This is a genomic window from Streptomyces sp. NPDC002790 (genome assembly GCF_040295505.1).
Lineage (GTDB): Bacteria > Actinomycetota > Actinomycetes > Streptomycetales > Streptomycetaceae > Streptomyces.
The window spans coordinates 83,937-105,701 of the sequence record NZ_JBEOVM010000008.1; the positions used below are offsets into that span (position 1 = coordinate 83,937).

At 68.5% G+C, this 21,765-nt stretch carries 20 protein-coding genes; 9 read left to right on the forward strand and 11 right to left on the reverse strand.

Annotated elements, in window-relative coordinates:
* Positions 1-332: 332 nt before the first annotated feature.
* Together ABT004_RS07200 and ABT004_RS07205 are read left to right on the forward strand one after the other, a co-directional pair.
* Positions 333-1,238: a LysR family transcriptional regulator gene (locus ABT004_RS07200; protein ID WP_351332174.1), complete on the forward strand. Its 906-nt coding sequence runs from the start codon at positions 333-335 to the stop codon at positions 1,236-1,238.
* Between the two features lie 58 nt (positions 1,239-1,296).
* Positions 1,297-1,779: an NUDIX domain-containing protein gene (locus ABT004_RS07205; RefSeq protein ID WP_351332177.1), complete on the forward strand. Its 483-nt coding sequence runs from the start codon at positions 1,297-1,299 to the stop codon at positions 1,777-1,779.
* 29 nt (positions 1,780-1,808) lie between these two features.
* On the opposite strand, the gene ABT004_RS07210 is transcribed toward ABT004_RS07205, so the two are convergent.
* The gene (locus tag ABT004_RS07210; protein ID WP_351332180.1) at positions 1,809-3,209 is read right to left on the reverse strand and encodes a globin domain-containing protein; all 1,401 of its coding nucleotides are present in this window, start codon (positions 3,207-3,209) and stop codon (positions 1,809-1,811) included.
* Positions 3,210-3,767: 558 nt separating this feature from the next.
* Between ABT004_RS07210 and ABT004_RS07215 the strand changes: the two genes are divergently transcribed.
* Positions 3,768-4,643 carry a GNAT family N-acetyltransferase gene (locus ABT004_RS07215; protein ID WP_351332182.1) on the forward strand — a complete coding sequence of 292 codons (876 nt, stop codon included), beginning with the start codon at positions 3,768-3,770 and terminating at the stop codon, positions 4,641-4,643.
* Positions 4,644-4,712: 69 nt separating this feature from the next.
* Here the strand turns inward: ABT004_RS07215 and ABT004_RS07220 are convergent, their stop codons facing one another.
* Positions 4,713-5,132 (reverse strand): GlcG/HbpS family heme-binding protein, encoded by a 420-nt coding sequence (locus tag ABT004_RS07220; RefSeq protein WP_351332185.1) that lies wholly within the window; start codon positions 5,130-5,132, stop codon positions 4,713-4,715.
* A gap of 80 nt (positions 5,133-5,212) precedes the next feature.
* Positions 5,213-6,418: an MFS transporter gene (locus ABT004_RS07225; RefSeq protein ID WP_351332188.1), complete on the reverse strand. Its 1,206-nt coding sequence runs from the start codon at positions 6,416-6,418 to the stop codon at positions 5,213-5,215.
* A 142-nt stretch (positions 6,419-6,560) separates the two neighbouring features.
* On the opposite strand from ABT004_RS07225, the gene ABT004_RS07230 reads away from it, so the two are divergent.
* Complete coding sequence (locus tag ABT004_RS07230; protein WP_351332191.1) at positions 6,561-7,019, forward strand: MarR family winged helix-turn-helix transcriptional regulator; 459 nt, start codon at positions 6,561-6,563, stop codon at positions 7,017-7,019.
* A 47-nt stretch (positions 7,020-7,066) separates the two neighbouring features.
* Complete coding sequence (locus ABT004_RS07235) at positions 7,067-7,519, forward strand: GNAT family N-acetyltransferase (RefSeq protein WP_351332194.1); 453 nt, start codon at positions 7,067-7,069, stop codon at positions 7,517-7,519.
* Between the two features lie 72 nt (positions 7,520-7,591).
* On the opposite strand, the gene ABT004_RS07240 is transcribed toward ABT004_RS07235, so the two are convergent.
* Together ABT004_RS07240 and dnaB are read right to left on the reverse strand one after the other, a co-directional pair.
* A complete protein-coding gene (locus ABT004_RS07240; RefSeq protein ID WP_351332197.1) occupies positions 7,592-8,974 on the reverse strand; it encodes a serine hydrolase domain-containing protein in 1,383 nt (460 codons plus the stop codon).
* Between the two features lie 80 nt (positions 8,975-9,054).
* Positions 9,055-10,536, reverse strand: coding sequence for a replicative DNA helicase (gene dnaB, locus ABT004_RS07245; protein WP_351332200.1), 1,482 nt, complete (start codon positions 10,534-10,536; stop codon positions 9,055-9,057).
* A gap of 459 nt (positions 10,537-10,995) precedes the next feature.
* Here dnaB and ABT004_RS07250 point away from each other — a divergent pair, with 459 nt between their 5' ends.
* Positions 10,996-12,333, forward strand: a complete 1,338-nt coding sequence (locus tag ABT004_RS07250) for an MATE family efflux transporter (RefSeq protein WP_351332203.1) — start codon at positions 10,996-10,998, stop codon at positions 12,331-12,333.
* A 132-nt stretch (positions 12,334-12,465) separates the two neighbouring features.
* On the opposite strand, the gene rplI is transcribed toward ABT004_RS07250, so the two are convergent.
* The 4 genes from rplI to rpsF form a co-directional block, all read right to left on the reverse strand.
* Entirely contained in the window at positions 12,466-12,912 is a 447-nt protein-coding gene (gene rplI / locus ABT004_RS07255) for a 50S ribosomal protein L9 (protein WP_351332206.1), read from the reverse strand.
* An 18-nt stretch (positions 12,913-12,930) separates the two neighbouring features.
* Positions 12,931-13,167 (reverse strand): 30S ribosomal protein S18, encoded by a 237-nt coding sequence (gene rpsR / locus ABT004_RS07260; protein WP_003949403.1) that lies wholly within the window; start codon positions 13,165-13,167, stop codon positions 12,931-12,933.
* Between the two features lie 63 nt (positions 13,168-13,230).
* The gene (locus ABT004_RS07265) at positions 13,231-13,842 is read right to left on the reverse strand and encodes a single-stranded DNA-binding protein (RefSeq protein WP_266712018.1); all 612 of its coding nucleotides are present in this window, start codon (positions 13,840-13,842) and stop codon (positions 13,231-13,233) included.
* A gap of 75 nt (positions 13,843-13,917) precedes the next feature.
* Complete coding sequence (rpsF, locus tag ABT004_RS07270) at positions 13,918-14,208, reverse strand: 30S ribosomal protein S6 (RefSeq protein WP_326018524.1); 291 nt, start codon at positions 14,206-14,208, stop codon at positions 13,918-13,920.
* Between the two features lie 285 nt (positions 14,209-14,493).
* On the opposite strand from rpsF, the gene ABT004_RS07275 reads away from it, so the two are divergent.
* The 3 genes from ABT004_RS07275 to ABT004_RS07285 all read left to right on the forward strand — a co-directional run bounded on the left by ABT004_RS07275 (position 14,494) and on the right by ABT004_RS07285 (position 17,175).
* Complete coding sequence (locus ABT004_RS07275; RefSeq protein WP_351332210.1) at positions 14,494-14,814, forward strand: hypothetical protein; 321 nt, start codon at positions 14,494-14,496, stop codon at positions 14,812-14,814.
* Between the two features lie 149 nt (positions 14,815-14,963).
* Positions 14,964-16,085: a peptidoglycan bridge formation glycyltransferase FemX gene (gene femX / locus ABT004_RS07280; protein WP_351332213.1), complete on the forward strand. Its 1,122-nt coding sequence runs from the start codon at positions 14,964-14,966 to the stop codon at positions 16,083-16,085.
* Positions 16,086-16,143: 58 nt separating this feature from the next.
* Positions 16,144-17,175, forward strand: coding sequence for an alanine racemase (locus ABT004_RS07285; RefSeq protein WP_351332215.1), 1,032 nt, complete (start codon positions 16,144-16,146; stop codon positions 17,173-17,175).
* A 93-nt stretch (positions 17,176-17,268) separates the two neighbouring features.
* Here ABT004_RS07285 and ABT004_RS07290 read toward each other — a convergent pair whose 3' ends face one another.
* Both ABT004_RS07290 and ABT004_RS07295 read right to left on the reverse strand, forming a co-directional pair.
* Entirely contained in the window at positions 17,269-18,792 is a 1,524-nt protein-coding gene (locus ABT004_RS07290; RefSeq protein ID WP_351332218.1) for a glycosyltransferase family 87 protein, read from the reverse strand.
* A gap of 129 nt (positions 18,793-18,921) precedes the next feature.
* On the reverse strand, positions 18,922-21,657 hold the full coding sequence (locus tag ABT004_RS07295; RefSeq protein WP_351332220.1) for a transglycosylase domain-containing protein: 2,736 nt from the start codon (positions 21,655-21,657) through the stop codon (positions 18,922-18,924).
* Positions 21,658-21,765 lie beyond the last annotated feature (108 nt).

The window sequence follows — 21,765 nt, forward strand, 5'->3', positions numbered from 1 at the left end:
CTCCGCGAGCGGGGGCTGGTGCGTGCAGCTGCAAGGCGGAGGAGGGCGACAACGCGGAGCGTTGGCAACCGACGACAACGCAGCAGATGTGCGCACCAGGGCCCGCGACCCCAGCAAGATCCGTCAGAAGGGCCCTAGTACCGCGCTACGTACAACGGACGGTCCGAGCCTCCCCCCTCGTGGCTCGGACCGTCCCGGTTCTTGCGCGCGAAGAACCGCGCGCACAAGGCTAGTTGACTCTGTGTCAGTGTCCAATCACTGTAGCGACAGAGACCTATCGACTTATTTATAGTTGGGCGCGGCCGGGGGGTTGGGGAGGGAGACGTGCCGCGATGGATCTCGCCTTACTGCGCACCTTTGTGACGGTGCACCGCGCCGGTTCGTTCACCCGTGCCGCCGCTCTGCTCGGGCTGTCCCAACCGGCGGTCACCTCCCAGATCCGCACGCTGGAGCGGCAGCTGGGGCGCCCGCTCTTCCTGCGCCAGGCGCGCGGCGTGACGGCCACGACGATCGGCGACGAGCTGGCCCACAAGGCGGCTCCGCATCTCGACGCCCTCGTGGAGATAGCCGAAGCCGGGCTCGACGAGGAGTCCGCCGGGCGCACCCTGCACCTGGCCGGGCCCCCGGAGTTCACCGCGGAGCGCGCCCTGCCCGCGCTGACAGCCCTGCCCCGAGACAACGGGCAGAGCATCGCGTTGCGGGCGAGCTTCGGTACGGCCGAGGAAACCCTGGAAGGGCTGGCTGCGGGGCATCACGATCTGGCCATCGCGACGGCCCATCCACGCGGCGCCCTGCTCACGGCGACTCCGCTCTGCGACGAGGAGCACGTGCTGGCCGCCGCCCCCCGTTTGGCCGCCCGGATCGGCCCCGGCATGCTGCACCGCGACGCGGCGCCGTCCCTGGAGAAGTTCCCAGTGGTCGAGGTGCACGAGTCGTTGCCCCTGGTCAGCCGCTACTGGGCCGCCGTCTTCGACTCCCGGCCCGCCGTGTCCGCCACGGTCGTCGTGCCCGATCTGCGCGCCGTACTCGCCTGTGTGATCGCGGGTGCCGGACTCGCGGTCCTGCCGCGCTATCTGTGCGAGGAGAACTTGGAGCGTGGGCAGATCGTCGCCCTGCTCGACCCGCCCGTACCGCCACTGCGTACGTATTTCCTGGTGGTGCGCACCGGCACACTCGCCATGCCACACATCGCGCGGGCGCATGAGTGGCTGCTGCGCGCTGCCGTCGACTGGTCGTGAGCGGGCGCCGAGCGATGCGGGATGTTTCACGTGGAACCAGCCGGGCCACATTTCTCCCATGACCGTCCGACCCGTGGTCAAGCGCACCGCACGCGCCGTCCTGCTGGATGGCGACGACCTGATCCTGATCAAGCGGACCAAGCCCGGCGTCGATCCGTACTGGGTAACTCCCGGTGGCGGGGTCGAGCCGGAGGACACGACCGTCGTGGACGCCCTCCATCGCGAGGTGCACGAGGAACTCGGCGCCAAGATCATCGACGTGGTGCCCTGCTTCGTGGACACCGTCGAGCACATCGGCGAGGACGGCGGCGCGACCGGCGTGAAGGTCCAGCACTTCTTCGTCTGCCGACTGGAGTCGATGGACACCGACGAGCGGCACGGGCCCGAGATCGAGGACCCGTGCGGCGACTACGAGATCGTGCGGGTGCCGTTCACCCGCGTCGGCATCGCCTCGGTCCATCTGGTGCCGCTCTCGCTGCGTCACTACCTGGACGGCAACATCGAGGGGGTCCGTGCGATGCACGCACCCGATCTGGGCTGACACCTCGCTGTAGGAGGCATGTCGCGGTCTCAGTCCACCGCCGCGACCAGGTCCTCGACCGAATCGTGCCGGATGCGGCTGCCGGGGATACCGATGCGCCGCAAGGTGTCGATGCTGCTGCGGATCATGCCGGGCGGCCCGGAGAGATACGCGTCGTACTCGTTCCAGGGGCCGTACTCCCGTACCGCGTCCGGCAGCTGGAGGTGGGCCTGCTGGTCGACGATGGGGCGCACCGAGAGCCATGTGTGGCTCTGCGAGAGGCGCAGCATCGTGTCGATGTCGTACAGGTCGTGATTGGTGCGGGCGCCGTAGAACACCTCGACCGAGCGCTGGTGCCCGTGTTCGGCCACGTCCTCGACGAGCGCCTTGATGGGCGCGATGCCGGTGCCACCACCCAGGCAGAGCAGCCCGCTGTCCGTGGTGTGGTCGACGGTCATGGAGCCGGCGGGCGGGCCGAGGCGCAGCACGTCGCCGGGGCGGGCCCGGTGCACGAGGGCATTGGAGACCCAGCCCGCCGGGACCGCCTTCACGTGGAACGAGAGCAGCCCGTCCGAGCGGGGCGCTGACGCGAACGAGTAGTGCCGCCAGATCCGCGGCCACCAGGGTGTCTCCAGCGTCGTGTACTGACCGGCCAGGAACGGGTAGGGCTGATCGGGCCGTACGGTCACCACCGCGACATCGGGAGTGCGCAGGTCGTGCGACACGACCTCGGCCAGCCACCAGGCCGGTGCCCTCAGCTCGTCCTCGGCCGCCGCGTCGATCATGACCTGGGAGATCGTCGTGTACGTGCGGACCCAGGCGGCCTCGGTCTCCGCGTTCCACGTTGTGGTGGCGTACTGGGTGAGCGCGGCGATCAGGCACTCGCCGACGGCCGGGTAGTGGTCGGCCTGCGTGCCGTACTTTCGGTGCCCGCGGCCCAGATTCTTCAGGTACGCCACGAGGACGTCCTTGTTGTCGATGTGCTCGGCGGCGGTCAGCAGCGCCTTGAGGAGCCGGTCGCGCTGGGTGTCCATCGCCGCAGGGAAGAGCGGGCGCAGTTCGGGGTGCCGCACGAAGAGCAGCGCGTAGAAGTACGACGTGACTCTGTCCGCGACGGGGCCGATCTCCTCCATGGTGCGGCGGATGAGGATCGCGTCGGGGGAGGCATGGGGAGCGGTGCGTGCAGAGGCGGCCGTGGGGCCGGGTGCCTCTGCGGCGCGCGGCGGGGCGGGCGCTTGCGTCTGCTGTGTCGGCTGCGGCTGCTGCACGGCCGGTGCCTGGCGCGGCTCCGGTATTCGGTGCTCCTCCTGCGTCGCCTCCTGGCCGGAACCGGTGGTGGGCGGCTGCGGGGCCGGGGCCGTGCGCGGCGTGAACCAGCCCCCACCGTCCGAACCGGAATCGGCCGACGGCGTAGTGGTCGGAGCGTCCATGCTGTGCCTCGCCTCGAACATATTTCGGTCGGTCAACGTACTCCCGAGCTGTTCCGCACCCGGAAACGATGGGCTTTCCCCCGCGTGCCTCGACGACAATGCAGTCCACATTGAACACTGCATTCCGGACGGCTACTGACAAGTAAGGTGAGAGTGTGACATTGTCCGCAGTCCTCTCACCGCAGCCTGCCATCCGGTGTCATTGCCCAGAACGCAAAGCGGAAAGTGCAGGTCTTCGATCTCTCCGTCCCGTTAGGCTGCGTGGGCCTGCGCGCACCACGGGCTTCCCCTCGGCCTTCTTCGGCCACCCGGCGCGATCCGGACCCGACGATACCGGCCGCCTCGAAGTCGACAACCCCCTACCGGCATAACTGCGGATTAAGCGAACTCCGGCCACTTCGTAAATTCCTCAATTACCGGCCTCGGCGCGCCAATTCGCGCGTCCCGCGCCGTCGAGCGCGGGCGAGAGCCGCCCCCGGCGCCATGTTTCACGTGAAACTCCCGGCGCGGCCGAAAGCGCCGGGTCACTCTTCACAAAGCGGTGGACGCCGCGGGGCGAAGTCGGACAGCCTGACCTGCGTGTCGACACCTTCCCCCTCCAGCCAGCCCATCCGCCGCCTCACCCCGCGCGATGTCCTCGCTTGCGCCGACCTGTCCGAGAACCGGGGCTGGCCCCGTGAGGAACACAAGTGGCGGCTACTGCTCTCCGCCGGTACCGGCTACGGCATCGACGACCCCGACGGCGGTCTCGTCAGCGCGTGCGTAGTGACCGAGTACGGACCCCGCGAGCGGCCCGAACTCGGAGCGATCGGCATGGTTCTGGTCGCCGAGCAGCATGCACGGCAGGGCATCGGCAGGCGCCTGATGCGCCACGTCGTCGAGCGGGCGGGCACGACCCCGCTCACACTCCACGCGACGCCGTACGGGCGGCCGCTCTACGAGGAGTTGGGCTTCAAGGTCACAGGGCGGGCCGAAATGGTGCGCGGCCGCTTCGCCGCGGGCGGGTCCCTGCCTGTTGTCTCCACCCGCGCGGCCACAGCAGAGGACCTCCCCGCCATCCTCCGCCTGGACGCTGAGGTCTTCGGCCCGGACCGTACGCAGGTCATCACGCGACTTCCGGCCTTCGCGGACCAGTTGCGGGTGGCGGTGGACGAGGGGCCCAGTGGCGGGCTCATCGGCTTCGCGGCCGCCTGGCCCAACGAGGACACCCACGTCATCGGCCCGCTCATCGCCCGCGACACCGCGACGGCACAGGCCCTCGTGGCCTCGCTCGCGGCGGGCACGGACCGGCCGCTGCGCACCGACATCGACGTGCGCCACGAAGAGCTGCTGGCGTGGCTCAAGGAAAGTGGCCTCGATGCCGTCAGCCTCAACGCGGTGATGAGCTACGGGTCTTCAGGTCTGCCAGGCGACTGGACCCGCCGCTTCGCACCGCTGACCGTGGCCGCGGGCTGAGCAAGCGTCCGCCCCAAGTACCGCTGTGTTGCGGTGACTCGGGGCGGATGCGGCACGCACGTCCAGCTGTTACGCGAGGGCCTCCACGGCCGCGGTGGCGAAGCCGTGGTCCTGCTCGGGGGCGCCGCCACCGACACCGATGGCACCAATGAGCCGTCCGTCGCGGTGGACCGGCAGGCCGCCGGCGATGAACAGCAACGGCCGGTCCAGCGCGGTGGGCAGGGTGTGGAAGGGGCCCTCGGGCTTGACCAGGTCGACGAGGTCGGCGGTGGGGGCGTTCAGCTGGAGCGCGGTGTACGCCTTGCGCGTGCTGGTCTCGCCGGAGATGAGGACGGCGCGGTCGTCGCGGCGGAAGGCCAGGAGGTGCCCGCCCGCGTCGAGGACGGTGACGCTGACGGTGACTCCGGCCGCCTCGGCCGCGAGGTGAGCGGCGGCGACCAGGGTCTCGGCGTCCTGCGTGCTGAGTGGGGTGACGGCGGTGGTGCTCATGAGGTGATGCTCCTTGCGGGATGGTGCTGAGGGGGCTGTGGGGCGAGGGCGACATCGGGCCCCGCCTCCCGGGGCGTGGATCAGTGGCGGGCCGGCTCGGTACGCGGCTGCTCGGTGGCCGCGACGATCAGGCTCGGGGCGGACGTGCGGCGCTCGAGGGCCGCGGACAGCACGGCCAGGACGAGGGCTGCCGCGGCGAGCACGGCACCGACCCAGTTCGGGGAGGTATAGCCGAGGCCCGCGGCGATCACCATGCCGCCGAGCCAGGCGGAGAGGGCGTTGCCGAGGTTGAAGGCGCCGATGTTGACGGCCGAGGCGAGGGTCGGGGCGCCGGACGCCTGGTCGAGGACGCGCTTCTGCAGCGGTGGCACGGTCGCGAAGCCGAACGCGCCGATCAACACGATGGAGATCGCGGACAGCACCTGGTTGTGCGCGGTGACCGTGAACAGAGCGAGCACGAGGGCGAGCGCGCCAAGCGACACGTACAGCATGGGCATCAGGGCGCGGTCGGCAAACTTTCCGCCGACGAGGTTGCCGGCGACCATGCCGAGGCCGAAGAGGACCATGAGCCAGGTGACGGAGCCGTCCGCGAAGCCCGCGACGTGCGTCATCATCGGCGCGATGTAGGTGATGGCCGCGAAGACCCCGCCGAAGCCGAGCACGGTCATCGCCATGGCGAGCACGACCTGCACGTTCTTGAACGCGGCCAGCTCGTGACGCAGCCGCACACCTTCCGGCTTGGGCAGGTCGGGCACGAGCTTGGCGATGCCGACGAGGCCGATGACACCGAGTCCGGCGACGACCGTGAACGTCACGCGCCAGCCGACCGACTGGCCGATGTACGTGCCGAGCGGGACACCGACGACGTTCGCGACGGTCAGGCCCGTAAACATCATGGCGATCGCTCCGGCCTTCTTCTCCGGTGCCACCAGCTCGGCCGCGACGACCGAGCCGATGCCGAAGAACGCACCGTGGGCGAGCGAGGCGACCACGCGGCCGATCAGCATGACGGCGAAGACGGGCGCGACGGCGGAGAGCAGGTTGCCGACGATGAAGAAGCCGAGCAGCAGCATCAGCATCCGCTTGCGCGGGATGCGCGTGCCCAGGGCGGTCATCAGCGGGGCGCCGAACATCACGCCGAGCGCGTAGCCGGTCACCAGAAAGCCGGCCGTGGGGATGGAGACGCCGAAGTCACCCGCGACCTCTGGGAGCAATCCCATGATCACGAATTCCGTGGTTCCGATACCGAAGGCCCCGATCGCGAGGGCGAGAAGCGCGAGAGGCATGGAGGGACCCCTTCCAGACTGTTGCGGGTGCGCTTTACGAGACCTCACAATAATTGCAGACGCTGGTTAATTGCAAACGCGGGCTACCCCGGTCATCGACTACCCTGGGCTGAGCCGCTCCGGGACGGAGGAATCACGAACCATGACCGCCACAGACCCCGCACTGACCGCCCTTTCTCAGGGCTGGTGCGCGCTTTCGCTGTTGCACGGGCAAATCGAGTCCCACATCGAGCGCGCACTGCAGGCCCGACACGGGCTGAGCGTGCGCGAGTATTCGCTGCTTGACGTCCTCGGCCGTCAGCACGACGGGGAGGGCGGCCACCTCCAGATGAAGCAGGTGGCCGACGCCGTCGTCCTGAGCCAGAGCGCGACCACGCGCCTCGTCACGCGGCTCGAGGAACGCGGCCTGCTCGCCCGCTATCTGTGCCCGACCGACCGTCGGGGCATCTACACGAACGTCTCCGAAGCCGGGTTCAAGCTCCTCGAAGAGGCCCGCCCCACGAACTCCACGGCGCTGCGGGAAGCCCTCGACGCCGCGGCCGAGAACCCGGACCTCGTTCCTCTGGTCAAAGCGGTCGAGGGGCTGCACGCCGTCGCCTGACCGGGGCCGAACACAGTCGGCGGAAGGCCCCGCATAGGCTGCGGTCCATGGGAGATCTTGAGATCAGGCCCGCCGCGGCCGAGGACATTCCGGAGATTGTCGCCATGCTGGCGGACGACCCGCTGGGCGCCCAGCGGGAGTCCCCGGAGGACCTGACGCCGTATCTCACCGCGCACGCACGCCTGACGGCCGACGCGAACCAGCACCTCGTCGTCGCCGCGCGCGGGGGCCACGTCGTCGGCACACTGCAACTCAGCATCATCCCCGGGCTCTCCCGGAAGGGCTCCACCCGCTCGATCATCGAGGCCGTCCGCATCCACGCGGACGAGCGTGGCAGCGGCCTCGGCACGCAGCTCATCGAGTGGGCCGTCGACGAGTCCCGGCGCCAGGGCTGCCAGTTGGTACAGCTGACCTCCGATGCCACGCGTACCGATGCCCATCGCTTCTATGAGCGACTGGGCTTTGTGGGCTCGCACATGGGATTCAAGCTGCAGCTGTGACGGAGGAGTCGCGCGGTCGGCGTTTCACGGTCGGCTGTTTCACGTGAAACAGCCGACCGACAGAGCTGGGTGTCACCGCGGAATGCCCCGCCACCCCTCCGGATCCACTCCACCAGGAACCGGCCCGTCCGCCGGGTACGGCTCCCGCGTGAAGACGAAGGAACCGAGGTCCAGGTGGCTCACCGCCCCGTCGTCCCGCCGGACGGCCCGGAGCAGCTCTCCGGCGTAGTAGCCATCCAGCCCGGTCCAGGTGCCGTCTCCGTTCGACCGGAACCGGGAGCGTCGTCCGCCCCCGGCCGCCGGACCCATCTCCACACCGCCGTCGGCCGCCAAGCGCAGCACCACGGCCTGTGTCCCCCAATACCAGGGCCCCACCAGCTCCAGTTCGGACGCCTCTACTTCGGGGAGCGGCCGCCACGGCTCGGGCAAGCTCGGCTCGGCCTCGGCGACGATCGCCATCAGTTCGGCGGCCAGCGTCCCCGCGGGCACCCCCGTCGTGCAGTTGGCGAGGGCCACCGCCACGAGCCCCTCCTCCTCGCACAACCACAGCCCCGCCACGAACCCCGGCAGCGAGCCCGTGTGCCCGGCCAGGGTGCGTCCTCCGCCCCGCACCACCTGCATGCCGAGCCCGTACGAGGATCCCCAGTCGCCCGGCACCGTCGGCGCGGCGGGAGTCCGCAGCTCCCGGACGGAGTCCGCACTCAGCACCCGGTCGTCTCCGCCCATGAGGAAGGAGGCAAAGACGGCCAAATCCCGCGTGGTGGACCACAGTTGACCAGCAGGGGCCATCAAGCCCAGGTCCTCGCTCGGCTCCGGCAGCAGCACATCCGCGTACGGGTGCACGGCCCAGCCCCCGGCGTGCGGCTGCTGTGGCTGGACGCTGGTGCGGGTCAGACCCAGCGGTTCGAGAATCTCGTCGCGCAGGGCCTTCTCCCAGGACACCCCGCGCACCGCCTCGACCAGGGCGCCCAGCAGCGTATAGCCGGGATTGGAGTAGTGGTGGCGGCGGCCGACGGGGTGCCGGAAAGGCTGCTCGCCGAGGACGTCCGCGAGGGTCGGGCGCCGGCTCGCGGGGCTCCGCTCCCACCATTCCCCCGGCGTCTCGGCCGCCAACCCGCCGGTGTGGGCGAGCAGTTCGGCGACGGTGACCGTGCCGGCACCGGTGTCGGGCAGATACTTCTCCAGCGGGTCCGCCAGATCGAGCAGCCCTTCATCGCGCAGTCGCAGCACCAGTACGGCCGTGAATGTCTTGGTGATCGAACCGATCCGGTACTGCACGTGCTCGTCCGGCCCGTGCCCGTCCACCGAGGTACGCGATCCGGTCCACACCAATTCGCCGTCCCGCGCGACCGCGGCCACGAGTGAGGGCGCCCGCCCTTCGCTCTGGGCCACGGCGATGCGGTGCAAGAGGGCGCGACGCGTGGTGGGCAACAACACTTCCGGGGATGTCGTCATGGGCCCAGTCCATCCTGACCGACGACCGGCGTCGAGCGGTTTTCACCGGAGGCTGATCTGTGCCGCCGACCGTCTCCTGGTCAGGTCTGCGCCATGTCCACGAAGCGCGAGTAGTGGCCCTGGAAGGCGACGGTGATCGTGGCCGTCGGACCGTTACGGTGCTTGCCGACGATGATGTCCGCCTCGCCCGCGCGCGGCGACTCCTTCTCGTACGCGTCCTCACGGTGCAGAAGGATGACCATGTCCGCGTCCTGCTCGATGGAGCCGGACTCACGCAGGTCGGACACCATCGGCTTCTTGTCCGTCCGCTGCTCGGGGCCACGGTTCAGCTGGGACAGCGCGATCACCGGCAGCTCCAGCTCCTTGGCCAGCAGCTTCAGGTTTCGGGACATGTCCGAGACCTCCTGCTGTCGGCTCTCGGAGCGCTTCGAGCCACCGGCCTGCATCAGCTGCAGATAGTCGATGATCACGAGCTTGATGTCGTTGCGCTGCTTGAGCCGGCGGCACTTCGCGCGGATCTCCATCATCGACAGGTTCGGGGAGTCGTCGATGTACAGCGGCGCGGCCGAGACCTCGGGCATCCGGCGCGCGAGCCTCGTCCAGTCCTCGTCCGTCATCGTGCCGGAGCGCATGTGGTGCAGGGCCACTCGCGCCTCGGCCGACAGCAGGCGCATCGCGATCTCGTTGCGCCCCATTTCGAGGGAGAAGATGACGCTCGGCAGGTTGTTCTTGATCGACGCGGCGCGCGCGAAGTCCAGCGCCAGCGTGGACTTACCCATGGCGGGGCGGGCCGCGATGACGATCATCTGGCCCGGGTGCAGACCGTTGGTGAGCGAGTCGAAGTCGGTGAAGCCGGTCGGCACACCGGTCATCTCGCCGCTGCGCGAACCGATCGCCTCGATCTCGTCGAGCGCGCCCTCCATGATGTCGCCGAGCGGGAGGTAGTCCTCGCTGGTGCGCTGCTCGGTGACCGCGTAGACCTCGGCCTGCGCCCTGTTGACGATCTCGTCGACGTCGTCGTCGCCCGCGTATCCCATCTGCGTGATCCGCGTGCCCGCCTCGACGAGACGGCGCAGTACGGCGCGCTCGTGGACGATCTCCGCGTAGTATTCGGCGTTCGCCGCCGTCGGGACCGTCTGCACGAGGGTGTGCAGATACGATGCGCCACCGACCTTGTTGATCTCGCCGCGCTTGGTCAGTTCCGCGGCGATGGTGATCGGGTCGGCGGGCTCGCCCTTGGCGTAGACGTCGAGGATCGCCTGAAAGATCGTTTCGTGGGCCGGCTTGTAGAAGTCCGCCCCCTTGATGACCTCCACGACGTCGGCGATCGCGTCCTTCGACAGGAGCATGCCACCGAGCACGGACTGCTCGGCGTCCAGATCCTGCGGCGGAACGCGCTCGAAGGTGGCAGGGCCCTCGTCCCAGCCGCCACCACCCTCGCTGCCCCGCTCGTGCTGGTCGCCCTGGCCTCGGCCGGCACCCCGGAACGGCCGGGAAGCGGGCAGACGATCGCTGGGACCGTCGTCGGCCCAGGGGTCGTCCAATGGCTCGGAGATACTCACCGGGCCGCCTCCTCCCGTCCGCCGAGCGGACCTCGCCGTACCCCTCATTCCTACGGCACGACACTGACAAATCAGAGGCCCAACTCCGCTTATGACGCGTCGGAATTGTGAGGTTTCCGAGGTCGCGGGACACGGTGGGCGCCGCACCACGGTAGGCCTGTGGGCACCGTCAGCCAATCTGGTTATCCACAGGCCATGTGGATGACCGGCCCCTCGCTGTGGAGAACCTGGCAAAACCTGTGCACGACACGGTGGACAGGCCTGTGAACAAGCCCTCAGGCTATTCCATACATAGGGCCTGACCTGCTGTTTTCCCATCCACCGGCTGTGCAGAAGAAAAACTTTCCCAGTCGGCCCAAGATCTCCGTCGGCCCCGCCCCGCGACACGCGGAAGACTGTCGTAAGTAAGGGTCATTCACGGATTGCATCTCTTACCTGTGGAAGATTAGATTGGTGCCCATGACACAGGCTCCCGCGACGCCCAAAGCCGCCCGACGGCGGCACGACCGAGAGATCGTCGCTCTCGCCGTTCCCGCCTTTGGCGCACTCGTCGCTGAGCCTCTTTTCCTCATGGCCGACAGCGCCATCGTCGGCCATCTCGGCACCTCGCAGCTCGCGGGACTCGCCGTCGCCTCGGCCCTGCTGCAGACCGCGGTCAGCATCTTCGTCTTCCTCGCCTACGCGACCACCGCGGCGGTTGCGCGACGTGTCGGCTCCGGTGATCTGAAGTCCGCCATCCAGCAAGGTATGGACGGCATCTGGCTCGCCCTGTTCCTCGGGGCCGTGGTCGTCGCGGTCGCCCTGCCCGCGGCCCCGGCGCTGGTCGAACTCTTCGGCGCCTCCGACACCGCGACGCCCTACGCGATCACCTACCTGCGCATCTCCTCGCTCGGCATTCCCCCGATGCTCATCGTCCTCGCCGCCACCGGCGTGCTGCGCGGGCTGCAGAACACCAAGACCCCTCTGTATGTGGCGGTCGCCGGCTTCATCGCCAACGCGGGGCTCAACGTCGCGCTCGTCTACGGTGCCGGCCTGGGCATCGCGGGTTCGGCCTGGGGCACCGTCATCGCCCAGGTCGGAATGGCCGCCGTCTACCTCGTCGTCGTGATCCGTGGCGCCCGCCGCCACGGAGCTTCACTGCGTCCGGACGCGGCCGGCATCAGGGCCTGCGCCCAGGCGGGCGCTCCACTTCTCGTCCGTACGATCTCGCTCCGGGCGATCCTGATGATCGCGACGGCCGTCGCGGCCCGGCTCGGCGATGCCGATGTGGCCGCTCACCAGATCATCCTGTCCCTGTGGAGCCTGACCGCCTTCGCCCTCGACGCCATCGCCATCGCCGGCCAGGCGATCATCGGCCGCTATCTCGGAGCGGATGACGCTCCAGGCGCGCGGGCCGTCTGCCGCCGGATGGTGGAGTGGGGGATCGCAGCGGGGGTCGTCCTGGGCGTACTGATCGTCTTTGCCAGGCCACTGTTCGTCCCGCTGTTCACGAGCGATCAGCTCGTACAGGACGCCGCCCTGCCCGCGCTCATCGTCGTCGCGCTGTCCCAGCCCGTATGCGGAATCGTCTACGTCCTCGACGGCGTCCTCATGGGCGCGGGCGACGGGCCCTATCTTGCCTGGGCCATGCTGGTCACGTTTGCCGTCTTCACGCCGGTGGCGCTCCTGGTCCCCGTGTTCGGCGGTGGTCTCACGGCAGTGTGGGGAGCGATGGCGCTGATGATGACGGTGCGCATGATCACGCTCTGGATCCGCTACCGCTCGGGACGCTGGGCCGTGACGGGCGCGACACGCTGACTCCGAGCGGGCTGTTTCACGTGAAACCGTGCCAGCGAACCCGTTTCACGTGAAACGCAGACAGCAAGCATGTGGGGCCGCACCCCGAAGGGTGCGGCCCCACATTCGCTTCAGCGCTGCTCAGGGCAGTGCTCAGGCAGAGACGACCTCGATGTTGACCTTGGCGGCAACCTCGGGGTGCAGACGCACGGAGGCCTCGTGGCCACCGAGCGACTTGATCGGCGAGCCCAGCTCGACACGACGCTTGTCGACCTTCGGGCCACCGGCAGCCTCGATCGCCGAAGCGACGTCAGCCGGGGTGACGGAACCGAAGAGACGACCGGCGTCGCCGGAGCGGACGGCCAGACGGACCGCGGTGCCCTCGAGCTTGGCCTTGATCTCGTTGGCCTGCTCGATGGTGGCGATCTCGTGGATCTTGCGGGCGCGGCGGATCTGCGCCACGTCCTGCTCGCCACCCTTGGTCCAGCGGATCGCAAAGTTCCGCGGGATCAGGTAGTTACGGGCGTACCCGTCCTTGACGTCGACGACCTCGCCGGCGGTGCCGAGGCCAGAGACCTCGTGGGTCAGGATGATCTTCATGTTTCGGTCACCCTTTCCTTATCGCGCGGTGGACGTGTAGGGCAGCAGCGCCATCTCACGGCTGTTCTTGACGGCCGTGGCGACGTCACGCTGGTGCTGCGTGCAGTTGCCGGTCACGCGGCGGGCACGGATCTTGCCGCGGTCGGAAATGAACTTCCGCAGCATGTTCGTGTCCTTGTAGTCCACGTACGTGACCTTGTCCTTGCAGAACGCGCAGACCTTCTTCTTAGGCTTGCGCACAGGCGGCTTCGCCATGGTGTTTCTCCTGTGTGATCAAGAAGTGTGGGGTGCGAACCCAGCCCTGTCAGGGAGTGATCCCTAGAAGGGGGGCTCGTCCGAGTAGCCGCCGCCGGAGCCGCCGGAGCTTCCGCCCCAGCCGCCACCGCCGCCGCCTTGCTGGCCGCCGCCGGCTGGCGCACCGGTCGCCCAGGGGTCGTTGGCCGGGGCTCCGCCCTGGCCACCTCCCTGGCCGCCCTGCTGACCGCCGGGGCCGCCGCCCCAGCCGCCACCGCCGCCGCCCTGCTGGCCGCCGCCGAATCCGCCGCCGCCACCCTGGCCACCACGACCGGGGGTCTTGGTGACCTTGGCGGTGGCGTAGCGCAGCGAGGGGCCGATCTCGTCGACCTCGAGCTCCACGACCGTCCGCTTCTCGCCCTGCTGGGTCTCGTACGAACGCTGCCGCAGTCGTCCCTGAGCGACGACGCGCATGCCGCGCGTCAGCGACTCGGCGACGTTTTCCGCGGCCTGACGCCAGATCGACGCGCGGAGGAACAGCGCATCGCCGTCCTTCCACTCATTGGTCTGGCGGTCGAACGTCCGGGGCGTCGACGCGATCGTGAAGTTCGCGACGGCCGCACCGGACGGGGTGAAGCGCAGCTCGGGGTCGTCGGTCAGGTTTCCGACGACGGTGATAACGGTCTCGCCTGCCATGGGGGAACCTCTCGGCGGGTTTGCTGCTGGCTGCTTGCTGCTACTCGGATCCCGAGTACCGCTGAACTAGGAAGTTCAGTGGGTCTCGGGACGGAGGACCTTGGTCCGGAGGACCGACTCGTTCAGGTTCATCTGGCGGTCGAGCTCCTTGACGACCGCAGGCTCAGCCTGCAGGTCGATGACCGAGTAGATGCCCTCGGGCTTCTTCTTGATCTCGTACGAGAGCCGACGACGGCCCCAGGTGTCGACCTTCTCCACCTTGCCGTCGCCCTCACGGACAACAGACATGAAGTTCTCGATCAGGGGGGCGACAGCGCGCTCCTCCAGATCGGGGTCGAGGATGACCATCACCTCGTAGTGACGCATGTAGAACCCACCTCCTTTGGACTCAGCGGCCACGGTCGTTCCGTGGCAGGAGGGTTGTTATGCGTGAGCAACGGTATCGGCCACCACTGACAATCGGGTCCGACGAGCGGATCCGCGCTGATCAGAGGAGTGCCCCCTGGTCGGGGGCATGAACAGACACCGGTGCAGACCGTACAGACTACCCGCACCTCTGCTTCCGGTTGAAATCCGGCAGCCAATGGCCGCAATCTGTACACATCGGGTGTGTACGGCGCTACAGTGCGCCGCTTCCGCAGGAGGTGCCCCATGGCACAAGTAATGCGTCCGAACAGCACCGCTTCCTCATCCCTTTTTGCCACGGACGGCAGGCCCCATCCGCTGCCGGACACCCTGCTCGGGGTGACCGTGGTGCTCGGAGCGATCGCGATCATCACGTCGATCTGGCCCGGGCTTCATCTCCTCAGCTCCTGGGCAGGGCTCGTCGGCATCCTGACCGGGGCCTACGGCCAGTTCGTCTCCGAGACGACCCGGGAACGATTCGGGCTGATCCTGGGCCTGGGAGCGTCAGCCGTCGGCTTCTTCATCGGCATGGCACACGGAGGTCTCTTCGGCGGGCTCCTCGGCTGAGACCGCCCCCTCGGAAGCTGCCGCGGGGCCGCCTTCACCACCGACCTCCCATACGGCCGGTCGGGGCGCTCACAGGGCGCAGTAGGCTTCGGCGCGAGAGCCGGAGCCCCTGTACCCATGGGGACACACCAGCCCGAGGAGCGCCCCGAATGAGCCTGACCCTGAGGACCATCAGCCGAGAGCAGCATCTGGCGTACATCCAGAGCCTGCCGTCGGCCAGCCACATGCAGGTCCCCGCATGGGCAGACGTAAAGGCGGAATGGCGCTCCGAGCACCTGGGCTGGTTCGACGAGCGCACCGGCGAAATGGTCGGTGCGGGCCTGGTGCTGTACCGCCAGCTCCCCAAGATCAAGCGCTATCTCGCGTATCTGCCCGAGGGCCCGGTCATCAACTGGTACGCGCCGAACCTCGAAGAGTGGCTGCGCCCGATGCTCGCGCATCTGAAGCAGCAGGGCGCCTTCTCCGTGAAGATGGGCCCGCCGGTCATCATTCGCCGCTGGGACGCGCCTTCCATCAAGAAGGGCATACAGGACGCGGATGTGAAGCGCCTGCGCGACATCGAGGCGGACCACATCGAGCCGCGCGCCTTCGAGGTCGCCGACAAGCTCCGCCGCATGGGCTGGCAGCAGGGCGAGGACGGCGGCGCCGGCTTCGGCGACGTACAGCCGCGCTATGTCTTCCAGGTGCCGCTCGCGAACCGCTCCCTCGAAGAGGTGCACAAGCAGTTCAACCAGCTGTGGCGACGCAACATCAAGAAGGCCGAGAAGGCCGGCGTCGAGGTCGTCCAGGGCGGCTACCAGGACCTCGCCGAGTGGCAGCGCCTGTACGAGATCACGGCCACCCGCGACCACTTCCGGCCGCGCCCGCTGTCGTACTTCCAGCGCATGTGGACGGCCCTCAACACCGAGGACCCCAACCGGATGCGGCTCTACTTCGCGCGGCACAACGGCGTGAACCTCGCGGCGGCCACCATGCTCGTCGTGGGCGGGCACGTCTGGTACTCCTACGGCGCTTCCGACAACATCGGCCGCGAGGTGCGCCCGTCCAATGCCATGCAGTGGCGGATGCTGCGCGACGCCTACGCGCTCGGCGCCACCGTCTACGACCTGCGCGGCATCTCCGACTCGCTGGACGAGACCGATCACCTCTTCGGCCTGATCCAGTTCAAGGTCGGTACGGGCGGCCAGGCGGCCGAATATCTGGGCGAGTGGGACTTCCCGCTCAACAAGCTGCTGCACAAGGCGCTCGACATCTACATGTCGCGGCGCTGAGCGCCCGGCACAATCTGACCTAGCTCCGCACTCTCCACGAAAGGTTCCGGGACCGGCCATGGCGCTCACGCTCTACGTCGACACCGCGCGCTGGCGGGCACACCACAAGCAGGTGCTCGAGCAGTTTCCGGGGCTCGTCCCCGTCTGCAAGGGCAACGGATACGGCTTCGGTCACGAACGGCTGGCGGAGGAAGCGACTCGTTTCGGTACCGACGTCCTTGCCGTCGGCACCACGTACGAGGCCGCCCGGATCAAGGACTGCTTCAGCGGTGACCTGCTGGTCCTGACGCCGTTCCGGCGCGGCGAGGAGCCGGTTCCGCTGCCCGACCGCGTCATCCGCTCCGTCTCCTCCGTCGACGGCGTGCACGGCCTCGTCGGCGCCCGCGTCGTCATCGAGGTCATGTCCTCGATGAAGCGGCACGGCGTCACCGAGCAAGACCTGCCGCAGCTCGCGCACGCCATACAGGACGTGCGCCTCGAGGGCTTCGCGATCCACCTGCCTCTCGACCGCACCGACGGCACGGACGCCGTCGAGGAGGTCATCGGCTGGATGGACCGGCTGCGCGCGGCCCGCCTTCCGCTGCACACCATGTTCGTCAGCCACCTGAAGGCAGACGAACTGGCGCGTCTGCAGCAGCAGTTCCCGCAGACGCGCTTCCGTGCGCGCATCGGTACGCGGCTGTGGCTGGGCGACCACGAAGCGACCGAGTACCGCGGCGCCGTCCTCGACGTCACGCGCGTGACGAAGGGCGACCGGTTCGGCTACCGCCAGCAGAAGGCCCCCTCCGACGGCTGGCTGGTGGTCGTGGCGGGCGGTACGTCGCACGGTGTGGGCCTGGAGGCCCCGAAGGCCGTGCACGGCGTCATGCCGCGCGCCAAGGGCGTCGCACGGGCCGGTCTGGCGACGGTGAACCGGAACCTGGCGCCGTTCGTCTGGGCGGGCAAGCAGCGTTGGTTCGCCGAGCCGCCGCACATGCAGGTGTCGATCCTGTTCGTGCCGTCCGACGCCCCCGAGCCGCAGGTCGGCGAGGAACTGGTGGCCCATCTTCGGCACACCACCACGCAGTTCGACCGGATCGTGGATCGCTGACCACTGAACGCGCCTCTACGTAGGACATACGAAAGCGGGTCGGGCCCATGAGGTGCCCGACCCGCTTTTCGTGCCTCCAGCGAGGGTGTTCGCTCAGAGCGAACTCCCCGGCGTTCGACCCCAGTCGACCGCCGCCGGTTCCTCCGAGGTACGGGCGGCGTGCCGGTGCCGCCGCGGGCGAGCCGCCTGCCCCAGTACGAAGACGTCCTTGGCGCCGTCCAGCACACCGCCCGTGGGGTCGTCCTCCCCGGAGCGTCGCACCACGTCCCGCTCGGGCAGCCAGATGTCCCGCACGATGACCGCGCAGAGGTAGAGCGTGCCCAACAGGTGCGCCGCGACGACCAGTTGATATCCGTCCTCGGGTAGCCCCTGATGCTTGTCCCCGCTCGTCGTGTACGCGAGGTACAGCCAGATCCCCAGGAAGTACGCGACCTCGCACGCCTGCCAGACCAGGAAGTCCCGCCACTTGGGGCGCGCCAGCGCGGCGAGCGGGATCAGCCACAGGACGTACTGCGGTGAGTAGACCTTGTTGGTGAGGATGAAGGCCGCGACCACCAGGAACGCGAGCTGTGAGAAGCGCGGTCGCCGGGGCGCGGTGAGTGTCAGCGCCGCGACGCCCAGACAAGCGAACACCATCAGCGTCGTGGCCAGGGTGTTGACGACGTTGGTGTCGAGGGGCGTGTCCCGGTGCTGGGAAATGATCAGCCAGAAGGAGCCGAAGTCGACTCCGCGCTCCTGGCTGAACGTGTAGAACTTCGACCAGCCCTCGGGCGCCAGCATCATCACCGGCAGGTTCACGGCCAGCCACGAGACGGCGGCGCCAAGGGTCGCCCTGCCGAACTCCCGCCACCGGCCGGCCCGCCAGCACAGCACGAAGAGCGGTCCGAGCAGCAGCACGGGGTACAGCTTGGCGGCCGTCGCAAGGCCGAGCAGCACGCCGAAGGCGAAGGCCCTGCTCCGCGACCACATCAGCATCGCGGCCGCTGTGAGCGCCACCGCGAAGAGGTCCCAGTTGATGGTGGCGGTCAGCGCGAAGGCGGGCGCCAGTGCGACCAGCAGGCCGTCCCAGGGGCGCCTGCGATGGGTGCGGGTGACGCACACGGCGATCACCGCCGCGCAGATCATCATTATCCCGGCGTTGACCATCCAGTACACCTGCTCCTGGTGCTGAATGGAGCCGCTGCCCGGCGTCAGCCACGCGGCGACCTCCATGAACACACCGGTGAGCACCGGGTATTCGAGGTAGTCCATGTCGCCGGAGAGCTTGTCGAAGTACGGCACGAGGCCATCGGCGAATCCGCGTCCCTGGTACAGGTGCGGGATGTCCGAGTAACAGGCGTGTGTGTACTGGGAGCTGGTGCCGTAGAACCAGGCGCCGTCGTAGCAGGGGAACTTCTGGACCATGCCGAGCGCGAACATGCCGAGCATGACGAGTGCGATCACCCGTGCGGGCGTCCACCACGAGATCCCGAGCAGGGCCCGTCGCCCGATGGGCCCGCCGATGAACCCGCTGCCAACGGCGGCGACCTCGTCCTCTCTGGTCGGCCGTACCTGCTCCGGATCCGGATCCCCTTCCGGCTGCTGCGGATTCGCGCTCGTCGTCTCTGCACTGGGCATGCGGCACATCCTGCCGTACGAGGCTGAGAACGGGGCGAGGGCCGCCACACCCGGTGGGTGTGACGGCCCTCGCTTGCCGTGGAACACGCAGAGTTTCACGTGAAACACGGTGCGTTGAAGCCGGTTCGGCTACTGGTTCGGGCCTCCGAAGATGCCGCCACCGTTTCCATTGCCCGGGCCTCCGGTGTCGTCGGTACTCCCGTCGCTCGGCGTCGACGACGCTCCGCCGTCGGTCGCGCCTCCGGTGTCCGTACCCCCGGTGGCGCCACCGTCCTCGTTCTTGCAGGCCCAGTCCCAGTCGCTGCACGTCTCCGAGGGCGACGGGGACGGCGGCGCAGTCTCGCTGGTCGACGGGGACGGCGAGGCGGTCTCCGACGGGGTCACCGTGGCCGACGGGGTCGGCGTGGGGCTCGGGGTCGCGCCCACGAGCTCCCCGATGGGCTCCGGCACCGGGAACGGCTCGTTCGGCTGGCCCTTCAGAGCCTGCGTCATGTAGTCGTGCCAGATCTCGGACGGGAACGACGCACCGTGGATCTTCTCCTGACCACCGGTGCCGTACATCTCAAGGAACTTGCGGTTGTGGGACTTCTCGTTGTCGTCCATCCGGTACATCGTGATCGCGGTGGACAACTGCTTGGTGTAGCCGACGAACCAGGCCGACTTGTTGCCGTCGGTGGTACCGGTCTTGCCGGCCACGTCGCGGCCCGGCAGCCGCGCCGCCGTACCGGTGCCCTTGTCGACGACGGTCTTGAGAACGTCGGTCACGTTGTCGGCGACCTTCGTGTCGAAGGCGCGCACGGGCTTGGCCTCGTGCCGGAAGACGTTCTCGCCCTCACGGTCGACGGATGTCACCGAGTACGGGTCGTTCTGCTGACCACTGGTCGCGAACGTGCCATAGGCGCCCGCCATACGGATCGCACTCGGGTCGGACGTACCGAGGGAGAACGAGGGGTAGTTGGAGTCGGCGAAGCTGTCGTCCAGGATGCCGGCCCGCTTCGCGGCGCCGCGCACCTTGTCCAGACCCACGTCCATGCCCAGCTGCACATAGGCCGAGTTCACGGACTCGCGCATGGCCTCGCGTAGATCGATCTGGTAGCTCGGCTTGTTGTACGACTGCTTACCGTCGTTGGTCTGGTTCCACTGCTTGCCCTTCTCATTCGTCCAGATGTCCCCCTTCCAGTCCTTGATCTTGAGCCCGTTCTTGCCGCTGTACAGACTCTTGGGGGAGACGATCGTGCGCTGGCTCGCGTCCTGGACCTCGGGCCCCTGCGGGTTCCTGACTCCGTCCCTGAAGGCAGCCGCGAGGACGAAGGGCTTGAAGGTCGAGCCGACCTGGGCGCCGGTGACATCAGCGTTGTTGGTGAAGTGCTTCGTGGCGTCCTCACCGCCGTAGATCGCCTCGATCGCGCCGGTCTTGGGGCTGACGGAGGCTCCACCGAACTGGACATGCCGGTCCACGTACTTCCCGTTGACCTTGCGGTTCTTCTGGAGGTTCTCCTTGCGAACCTTCTTCACGGCGTCCTCGAGCTTCTTCACCTTGTTCTTGTTGAACGTGGTGTGGATCTCGTAGCCGCCCTTCTGCAGGTCGTCCTCGGTGATCTCGCCATTGCTGTTCTTGACGGCATTCGACTTGGCGAGGTCGACGAGATAGCCGGTCTGACCGCCGAGCTGGGCGTTGGCGCGCGGGCTCGCCAGCTTGGGGAAACTCTTGAACTGGGCTCGCCGGCTCTGGCTCAGATGCCCGTCCTTGACCTCTTCGCCGAGGATCCACGACCAACGCTTCGTGGCGCGCGCCTGGTTCTTCTGCGGCGTCGCGTTGACCGGGTCGATGCCGGGCGCTCCCGCCGGGTCGTAGTACGTCGAGCCCTTGAGCACAGACGCGAGGAACGCGGTCTGGCTCGCGTCGAGCTTCGTGGCGTCCTCACCGAAGTAGGTGCGGGCTGCGGCCTGGATGCCGTAGGCGCCGCGCCCGTAGTACGCCGAGTTCAGATAGCCGGCCATGACATCGTCCTTGTCGACGGTCCGACCGACCTTTATGGAGACGAACAACTCCTTGAACTTACGGGTCACCGTCTGGGACTGGTCGTCCAGCATCGCGTTCTTCACGTACTGCTGGGTGATGGTCGAGCCGCCCTGCGTCTCGCCGCCCTTGGCCATGTTGAACACGGCACGGGCGATACCCATCGGGTCGACGCCCTTGTCCGTCTCGAACGTCTTGTTCTCCGCCGACATGACGGCGTAGCGCATGGACTTCGGGATGTCCTCGTACTTGATGATCTGCCGGTTGGTCTCGCCACCGGTGGCGACCATCTGCGATCCGTCGGACCAGTAGTAGACGTTGTTCTGCGCCGTCGCAGTCTTGGCCGGGTCGGGCACACCCACCAGCGCGTACGCGATGCCGGCCGCGACCATCATGCTGCCGAACAAGCCGACGCACATGCCGGTCACCAGGCGCCAGGAGGGCACCCAGCGGCGCCAGCCGTGCTTGTACGCGCGCGGGTAGTCGACGAACCTCTTCTTCTCCGGGCCACCGTGCCCCGCACCGTACGGGCCGCCAGGACCGCCTCCACCGGGGCCGCCACCACCGCGGCGGCCACCGCCACCGCCACCGGCGCCATCGGCTGACCTGCGCCGACCGCCGCGCTGGGCCGCCTTACGGGCTTCGGCACGTCCGCCCCAGGGGCGTTCCGCCTCCGGGCTCCCATACGGGCCCGTTGAGCTCGGGGGGTCGTGGGAAGCGGCGGGCGAGGGGGAGCCTCCACGCGGTGCCGCGCGGCGGCCCGATGGTGCTCCGGATGCTCCGCGACGGGCCGCGGCGCGCCCACCGCCCTGCGGCTGCGGCGGTTTGCGACGGTGCTCGCTCATCGAACGACTACTCCTCGGGCAGGCGCGAGGTCGCGCGCCTGGAAACGGCGTCGGGTTTCCGGTCCCCCCGGAGTACGGATGCGCCCCTCTCGGCACTCACCCGCACTA